The 8,010-nt window shown below is 49.1% G+C and carries 7 protein-coding genes and 4 tRNA genes; 2 read left to right on the forward strand and 9 right to left on the reverse strand.

Annotated elements, in window-relative coordinates; all coding sequences use genetic code 11:
* Positions 1-13 precede the first annotated feature (13 nt).
* From rplK to HQ41_RS07255, 6 genes are all read right to left on the reverse strand, one after another.
* The gene (gene rplK, locus HQ41_RS07230) at positions 14-451 is read right to left on the reverse strand and encodes a 50S ribosomal protein L11 (RefSeq protein WP_044189852.1); all 438 of its coding nucleotides are present in this window, start codon (positions 449-451) and stop codon (positions 14-16) included.
* Between the two features lie 58 nt (positions 452-509).
* Positions 510-1,061, reverse strand: a complete 552-nt coding sequence (gene nusG, locus HQ41_RS07235) for a transcription termination/antitermination protein NusG (RefSeq protein WP_044189854.1) — start codon at positions 1,059-1,061, stop codon at positions 510-512.
* The gene (gene secE / locus HQ41_RS07240) at positions 1,061-1,264 is read right to left on the reverse strand and encodes a preprotein translocase subunit SecE (RefSeq protein ID WP_044189880.1); all 204 of its coding nucleotides are present in this window, start codon (positions 1,262-1,264) and stop codon (positions 1,061-1,063) included. The genes nusG and secE overlap by 1 nt, the downstream gene beginning before the upstream one ends.
* 18 nt (positions 1,265-1,282) lie before the next feature.
* Positions 1,283-1,355 (reverse strand) — tRNA-Trp (locus HQ41_RS07245).
* 72 nt (positions 1,356-1,427) lie between these two features.
* Positions 1,428-2,615: an elongation factor Tu gene (gene tuf / locus HQ41_RS07250; protein ID WP_044189856.1), complete on the reverse strand. Its 1,188-nt coding sequence runs from the start codon at positions 2,613-2,615 to the stop codon at positions 1,428-1,430.
* 51 nt (positions 2,616-2,666) lie between these two features.
* Positions 2,667-2,738: transfer RNA gene (locus tag HQ41_RS07255), tRNA-Thr, on the reverse strand.
* Between the two features lie 917 nt (positions 2,739-3,655).
* Between HQ41_RS07255 and tyrS the strand changes: the two genes are divergently transcribed.
* The gene (gene tyrS / locus HQ41_RS07260) at positions 3,656-4,951 is read left to right on the forward strand and encodes a tyrosine--tRNA ligase (RefSeq protein WP_044189859.1); all 1,296 of its coding nucleotides are present in this window, start codon (positions 3,656-3,658) and stop codon (positions 4,949-4,951) included.
* Positions 4,952-5,015: 64 nt separating this feature from the next.
* On the forward strand, positions 5,016-6,074 hold the full coding sequence (locus HQ41_RS07265; protein ID WP_044189861.1) for a glycosyltransferase family 2 protein: 1,059 nt from the start codon (positions 5,016-5,018) through the stop codon (positions 6,072-6,074).
* Between the two features lie 89 nt (positions 6,075-6,163).
* On the opposite strand, the gene lpdA is transcribed toward HQ41_RS07265, so the two are convergent.
* From lpdA to HQ41_RS07280, 3 genes are all read right to left on the reverse strand, one after another.
* Positions 6,164-7,510, reverse strand: coding sequence for a dihydrolipoyl dehydrogenase (gene lpdA, locus HQ41_RS07270; RefSeq protein ID WP_044189864.1), 1,347 nt, complete (start codon positions 7,508-7,510; stop codon positions 6,164-6,166).
* Between the two features lie 242 nt (positions 7,511-7,752).
* A tRNA-Ala gene (locus HQ41_RS07275) sits at positions 7,753-7,826 on the reverse strand.
* 12 nt (positions 7,827-7,838) lie between these two features.
* A tRNA-Ile gene (locus HQ41_RS07280) sits at positions 7,839-7,912 on the reverse strand.
* Between the last annotated feature and the right edge of the window lie 98 nt (positions 7,913-8,010).

Genomic DNA, 8,010 nt, shown 5'->3' on the forward strand with positions numbered 1-8,010 from the left:
CGATTAATTTATATTACCCGGGAAACTCTCCCTTTACTGCGATACCCATACTGCGCGCTGTACCAGCTACCATCTTCATAGCAGCCTCTACGGTGAAGCAGTTTAGGTCCACGATCTTATCTGAAGCAATTGCGCGAACTTGTTCCCAAGTAACCTCAGCCACCTTGTTACGGTTAGGCTGAGCAGAACCACTCTTAACCTTAGTAAGTTCCTTGAGCTGTACTGCTACGGGAGGAGTCTTGACGATGAAGTCGAAAGACTTGTCTGCGTAGTAAGTAATAACAACTGGAAGGATCTTACCAGCTTGGTCCTGAGTTCTGGCGTTGAATTGCTTGCAAAACTCCATAATATTGATACCCTTGGCACCCAGAGCAGGTCCCACGGGAGGTGAAGGATTTGCAGCCCCACCCTTGATTTGCAATTTTAGTTGTCCAGCAACTTCTTTAGCCATTTTCTTTGATTTAATAAGTGTGATACACTATAATGCTAAGTGCGGTTCCGTAACAAACCTATTCCTTAGCTACCTGAGCATAGCTTAGCTCCAGAGGGATCTTACGGCCAAACATCTTGACCATAACACTCAGCTTACGCTTCTCTGGCGTTACTTCCTCGACGATAGCCTCACAACCTGCGAAAGCCCCCTCGGAGACCTTGACGGTATCTCCGACGAAGATCTCCAGATCGTATTCGCCCTCGGAGTCGGCAACTTGGTCTGCACGACGCAAAAGGCGCTCGACCTCACTGCGCTTCATGGGCTCGGGTGAGCCACCTTTGTTGCCACCAAGGAAACCAATCACATTGGGAATTGTGCGGAGCCTATGCTCCACTTCTCCCACTAGGATAGCCTCGACGAGTACATAACCCGGCAAATAGGGACGCTCCTTGACAATCTTCTTTCCATTGCGCTGCGAAACGACCTTCTCGGTGGGAATGATCACTTGAGAAACGTACTGACCAAGATCAGTTAGCTTGATCTCGGCCTCAAGTTGCTCACGCACCTTGTTCTCCTTACCACTAACGGCACGGAGAACGTAGAATTTCTTTTCTGCTAGTTCAGCCATTACTTCAACAGCCTATAGACGGACAATAGAATGTTTTCAAAAGCAGTATCTACCAAAAGCACAAAAATCGCTATGATAAGGGAAGCGATCATCACAACAATTGCACTACTGGTTAGCTCCTGACGGGTAGGCCATGTAACCTTCTGTGTAAGCTCGGCGTATGAATCCCGAAAGGAAGCTCCTATTCTATTTACTAAACTCATCTTTTTAATTATTTCTAGCACGGGTTGAGAGACTCGAACTCCCGACACCTGGTTTTGGAGACCAGTGCTCTACCAACTGAGCTAAACCCGTATATTAGGCTCGGCGCTACCTACCGGCGAGTGCGCCGAGCCTGATTGTTATCTTTTATTCTCAAGGAGAATATTAGTCGAGGATTTCAGTGATCTGACCAGAACCTACCGTACGACCACCTTCGCGGATAGCGAAACGTAGACCTACGTTGCAAGCTACTGGATAGATAAGATCAACTATGATCTCTACGTTATCACCGGGCATAACCATTTCTGTACCCTCTGGAAGAGAGATTTCACCAGTTACGTCAAGCGTACGAATATAGAACTGAGGACGATACTTGTTGTGGAATGGAGTGTGACGACCACCTTCTTCCTTCTTCAGCACGTAGATACTTGCCTTGAAGCGAGAGTGAGGCTTAACCTGACCGGGCTTAGCGATCACCATACCACGCTTGATGTCAGTCTTGTCGATACCACGGAGTAGTAGACCTACGTTGTCACCAGCCTGACCTTCGTCAAGAATCTTGCGGAACATTTCCACACCAGTTACAACAGACTTAAGACCTTCTGCACCTAGACCAATGATCTGAACTTCATCACCAGTGTGGATAACACCAGTTTCGATACGACCAGTAGCTACAGTACCACGACCTGTGATAGAGAACACGTCTTCAACAGGCATTAGGAATGGCTTGTCGATAGCACGTGGAGGTAGTGGAATCCAGCTATCTACAGCAGCCATCAGCTCCATAACCTTCTCTTCCCACTGAGGCTCACCATTAAGTGCACCAAGAGCAGAACCACGAATTACTGGAGTATTGTCACCATCGAACTCATAGTTAGACAGCAGCTCACGCATATCCATCTCTACTAGCTCTAGCATCTCCTCGTCATCAACCATATCACACTTGTTCATGAAGATAACAAGAGCAGGCACGTTCACCTGACGAGCTAGAAGCACGTGTTCACGAGTCTGAGGCATAGGACCATCAGTAGCAGCTACCACGATGATAGCACCGTCCATCTGAGCAGCACCAGTTACCATGTTCTTAACATAGTCGGCGTGACCGGGACAGTCTACGTGAGCATAGTGACGATTTTCTGTTTCGTACTCTACGTGAGAAGTGTTGATCGTGATACCACGCTCCTTTTCTTCTGGGGCATTGTCGATAGAATCGAACGAACGGAGCTCAGAAAAACCTTTCTTAGCGAGCACAGTAGTGATAGCAGCAGTAAGAGTAGTCTTACCGTGGTCAACGTGACCAATCGTACCAACGTTTACGTGTGGCTTCGATCTGTTAAACGTTTCTTTTGCCATTTTAGTTTGCTATTTTGAATTATTACCTTTTCGTTAAGCTATCCCCAGTAGAGCCGATGACGGGATTTGAACCCGTGACCTCTTCCTTACCAAGGAAGTGCTCTACCCCTGAGCTACATTGGCTTACATCTGTGAGCGTTAACTCGTGACCACCCAAAGAATTGCGATATGCTACTCGGGATAATCGACTGCAAATATAGACACTTTTTCCAAACTGACAAAACCCCACCAAGAAAAAAGCAAAGATGGCAACACACCTACCCGAGCACTTCCTCTGCAAACACCCCGTATCTCATAATATATGTATAAAGAAGCCGAACAGCAGAGCCTAGTACCTTAAAGATGCGATGAGCGTCATTTCTGTTAAGATTTGCAAACAAGCCCAAACTCTCTATCGACAAGAAAACAACCAGATCTAGTACAAGGCTCAAAAATTGAAGGACTAATCTGCACCAATTAGTGGACTAATGCCTAGAGGCATGTCCACCAGTCCCGCAAGGTTAATGGGAAGAAATGCCAAAACCTCCACTTAAAATTAAACGAAACCGCCCCTCAAGCCAGCCTATATAACTAAATATAAACACATTAAAAAAGATCTGATTTTAAGCGATTATTTTCACACGTCTGGAGTAAAGTGCCCAAATAGAGGTCCAACGCAATGTAGAGCCCGCTAGAGGGCAAATACGCGATTTGGGCCTTTGGTCCTCAAAAACCAATCATTGAGCCAAACATACTTCTATTCTATTAAAAGGTGTAAACAAATGAAGCCCCTAGTGGCTGAAGCAATAAATCCCACATCAAGCACGTTAGTCCAGCGAAAGCAGCTAGGTAGCCGAGCCGCCCAAGCCGAGAGTGAAGCCATAGACAGCAGCTGTTACCCTCTCCTATCCACGGTTCCCCTTCACGGTGAGGGCAAAGTAGATATCTTAGTACATAGTTTGAGAATTAGACTAAATCAAGGGGCAAAATAAAATGATTACCTTTGCGCCAATTATCGCATAAGTTTTTTTGGAGAACGGTACATACTAATCGTACAACTGATGAAGAATTTTATCGAAGAGCTACGCTGGCGTGGGATGATACACGATATGATCCCCGGGACAGAAGAGTTGCTAACCAAGGAGCGGATCTCAGCCTACCTAGGCATTGACCCTACGGCAGACTCACTACACATCGGGCACCTAGTAGGTGTGATGATGTTGCGCCACCTACAACTCTCTGGCCACCGCCCTATCGCCTTGATCGGCGGCGCCACTGGTATGATCGGTGACCCATCTATGAAAAGCGCCGAGCGCAAACTCCTCGACGAGGAAACCCTCCGCCACAACCAAGCATGCATCAAGGCTCAGCTATCTAAGTTCCTCGACTTCGACAGCGATGCGCCCAATGCCGCCCTGCTGGTCAACAACTACGACTGGATGAAGGGATTTAGCTTCCTTGAGTTCATTCGCGATATTGGCAAGCATATCACGGTAAACTATATGATGGCCAAGGACTCCGTAAAGAAGCGTCTGAGTGGCGAGGGTGAGGGCATGTCCTTCACCGAGTTTAGCTATCAGCTTCTTCAGGGCTACGACTATCTACATCTATATAGAGAGCATGGCTGCCGCCTACAGATGGGCGGCTCGGACCAATGGGGCAATATCACGACCGGGACAGAGCTTATTCGCCGAAAGGACGGAGGAGAGGCTTTCGCCCTAACGTGCCCACTCATCACCAAGGCAGATGGTGGCAAGTTTGGCAAAACCGAGAGTGGCAACGTATGGCTAGACCCCAAGCGTACCTCCCCATACGCATTCTATCAATTCTGGATCAACGTGAGCGATGCCGACGCGGCTCGCTACATCAAGATATTCACAACCCTCTCAGAGCAGGAAATCACCGCCCTTGAGGCAGAGCAGGCCACAGCGCCACATCTACGTCCCTTGCAGCGTCGCCTCGCTGAGGAAATCACCGTGATGGTGCACAGCCGAGAGGACTACGAAGCAGCAGTTGAGGCGTCCTCCATTCTCTTCGGTCAAGGTACCAAGGAGCAGCTACAGCGCATCTCGGAGGATATGTTCCTCAGCGTCTTCGAGGGTGTACCTCAATACTCTATCGCTCGTACCACTCTAGCCGAGAGCATCAAGGTCATCGACCTGATGACCGAGCAGGCTAATATCTTCGCATCCAAGGGGGAGCTCCGCAAGCTCATTCAGTCTGGCGGCGTGAGCCTCAATAAAGAGAAGATCGAGCATCAAGACCAAATAGTCAGTCTGTCCGACCTTATCGCTGAGCGCTATCTGCTGATACAGCGTGGCAAAAAGAACTATTACCTAATCGTCATCACAGATTGAATCCTATAAAAGCTAGTGGACGAGCTACCCATTGGGGCGACTTAGTCCACTAGCCTGTTTTTCTATGCATCAACTCTCCATCATCATTGTCAACTACCGAGTGCCACTGCTGCTAGGGCAGTGCCTAGGTTCAGTAGCCGCCGCCATCAAAAATCTAGATGCAGAAGTATGGGTCGTGGACAACGCCTCGGGAGATGGCTCAATCACCTACTTGAGAGAGCGCTACCCGTGGGTTAATTATATTGAGAATAGCGAAAACCTCGGCTTCTCTCGTGCCAATAATATGGCGATTGAGCGATCCGACAGCGAATTTGTTCTACTGCTCAACCCCGATACGCTCATAGCCGAGGACACGCTAACCCGATGCCTTGAGCATCTGCAGCAACAGCCCCGATGCGGAGCAATCGGCGTCAAGATGCACAACATACAAGGGCGCTATCTACGTGAGAGCAAGCGTGGTTTCCCCTCTACGTGGGTATCGTTTTGCAAACTATCGGGACTAACACGCCTCTTCCCCAAGTCCAAGCTCTTCGCCTCCTACTACATGGGACATCTCCCCAACGATCAGACTCATTCGGTAGAGGTCCTCTCGGGTGCATTTACGATGCTACGTAGCAAGACGCTCAAGGAAATCGGATTGCTGGACGAGCGTTTCTTCATGTACGGAGAAGACATAGACCTCTCCTATCGTGTCGTGATGGGGGGATGGACGTGCGATTATCTCCCTACACCCATCATTCACTACAAGGGTGAGAGCTCAATACTCGATAGTTCCAAGTACATTCGTTCATTCTATGGTGCTATGGCTCTCTTCTACGACAAGTACTACCACGGCAAGGCCAGTAAACTAGGCAAGCGCATCATAGCCCTATCGATCAGCTGCCTAAGTATGGTAGCCAAAGTGCTAGCGTACTTCCGCCGTTGCAAACCGATCGAGCAGCCCAAGCCCATTCCCGTTGAGCTACCATTGGTAAGCCTGCCAGAGCAGGGAGCACACCTATTGGTAGACCTGCCCAAGTACACGCACAAAATGATCATCAATGAGATCGCCAAACACTCCAAGCAGGAATACACCTACCACTTCCTCAATCAAGAAGGTAAGATGATCTCGCCACGCAGATAGGACCACCTTACCCATACAAATAAGACGAGGGGCAAATCGGATACCGATTTGCCCCTCGTCTTATTTGTATGGACAGCACCGTCGCCCTACTAATGAAGGGCTGCAGCACGCAGGATCTCGCAAATGGTAGGATGAGGGAAAACGATACGGCTAAGCTCCCTGAGCGTCATGCCACGATCTATGGCCATAATTGCAGGCACGAGGATCTCACTGCTTGCATTACCTAGCAGATGCGCACCTAGTAGTACGCCCTGCTCGTCTGTGATGAGCTTGCAGAGGCCATTGACCATTTCGTTCTCGATCACGAAGCGCCCCGAGAGTGACATAGGCACCTGATGTACCTGATAGGCCACTCCAGCGGCTTTGAGCTCAGCCTCAGTCTTACCTACCGAGGCAATCTCTGGGTCGGTGTAGACAATCCCCGGGATAGCCTTGTAGCTCATCGCTTCGGGCTCCCCCAGAATGTGCTGTACGGCTATGACACCCTCTCGTGTAGCCGTGTGTGCCAACATAGACGTACCGTTGATATCGCCCACTGCATACAGCCCAGCTACGTTCGTGCGCATATATTCATCTACGACTACAGCCCCACGCTCGGTGGCTACGCCTACGGTTTCTAGACCTAGTCCGTTGATAATCGCACGGCGACCCACACTCACTAGGATACGCTCTGCCTCGATCTCCACAGCTCCGTCCGGGCCTTCGGCATGAATAACGCCATTACTAATGCTCTGCACCTTAGTATTGAGGTAGAACTTGACTCCTCGCTTGGCGAAAGCGGTCTGTAGCTCCGTCGAGAGCTCCTCGTCCATCGGGCCAAGAATCTTGGGCAACATCTCCACAACTGTTACCTCCACACCCAGAGTATTGAAGAAAGACACAAACTCCATACCGATAACGCCACCGCCGATTACAGCTAAGCTCTTGGGCAATTCACTCACCTGAAGGGCTTCGCGAGCCGTCCAGTAGCCGTGCTCTTGCAAACCCGGGATTGGGGGCACGAAAGCCTCCGAGCCAGTAGCAAGGATAATGTGTTTGGCTTGATAAGTCGCTTCACCAGCCTCTATATTGAATACACCGTCAGCCTGCCCGGCCAAACGAGCTTCAGCCTCCACCAAGGTGACTTCGTGCTTCTGCAAACCGAGCTTGATACCAGCACCGAGTTTTTTGAGGATTTTGTTCTTACGAGCCATCAGCTTGGAGAGATCCAGCTCGACCTCGCTGGTCGAAACGGCATACTTACGGCCATCTTTGGCCTTGGCATAGATGTGAGCAGAGTGTAGTAGGGCTTTAGTAGGGACACATCCTTCGTTGAGGCAGACGCCTCCTACTTTGTTTTTCTCGAAGATAACGACAGACAGCCCTCTAGCGGCTGCATATTCGGCTGCATCAGCTCCACCCGGGCCGGCTCCGATAATAGCCAAATCATAGATCATAGCGCACTGATATTATTATAAATTCAGATTAAACAGCATGTGTATTGCTAAGCAAATTGCACGAAAGGTAGTACTTTCCGCATGATTAGCCAAACATGGAGAAATAAGAGCAAAGGGAACGCACAGCACACTATGACAAGGACTGTACGGCAAAGGAGATTAAAGGTATAAACATAAAAAAGGTTAGACCTAGATTCACATCTAAACTCTAACCTATCCCTTAATCATTATGAAAACTGTCGTGGAGAATATCGGACTCGAACCGATGACCCCCTGCGTGCAAGGCAGGTGCTCTAGCCAACTGAGCTAATCCCCCGAGATACTACTGTAGTCCCAGGCAGATTTGAACTGCCGACCTCTACATTATCAGTGTAGCGCTCTAACCAACTGAGCTATAGGACTAGATAAGATATTGACAAGAAGTGTAGTGGTCTAGAACCAACCCAACCATCTACAAAGAATCCCTTAACCAGTCTAACCTAAAGGTCTCCAGAAAGGAG

Origin of the sequence: Porphyromonas sp. COT-290 OH860 (assembly GCF_000768935.1) — a bacterium.
Classification (GTDB): Bacteria; Bacteroidota; Bacteroidia; order Bacteroidales; family Porphyromonadaceae; genus Porphyromonas.

Coding starts and splice junctions, on each gene's coding strand:
- rplK (WP_044189852.1), bottom strand. CDS start 451: ATGGCTAAAGAAGTTGCTGGACAACTAAAATTGCAAATCAAGGGTGGG.
- HQ41_RS07265 (WP_044189861.1), top strand. CDS start 5,016: ATGCATCAACTCTCCATCATCATTGTCAACTACCGAGTGCCACTGCTG.
- tuf (WP_044189856.1), bottom strand. CDS start 2,615: ATGGCAAAAGAAACGTTTAACAGATCGAAGCCACACGTAAACGTTGGT.
- tyrS (WP_044189859.1), top strand. CDS start 3,656: ATGAAGAATTTTATCGAAGAGCTACGCTGGCGTGGGATGATACACGAT.
- lpdA (WP_044189864.1), bottom strand. CDS start 7,510: ATGATCTATGATTTGGCTATTATCGGAGCCGGCCCGGGTGGAGCTGAT.
- secE (WP_044189880.1), bottom strand. CDS start 1,264: ATGAGTTTAGTAAATAGAATAGGAGCTTCCTTTCGGGATTCATACGCC.
- nusG (WP_044189854.1), bottom strand. CDS start 1,061: ATGGCTGAACTAGCAGAAAAGAAATTCTACGTTCTCCGTGCCGTTAGT.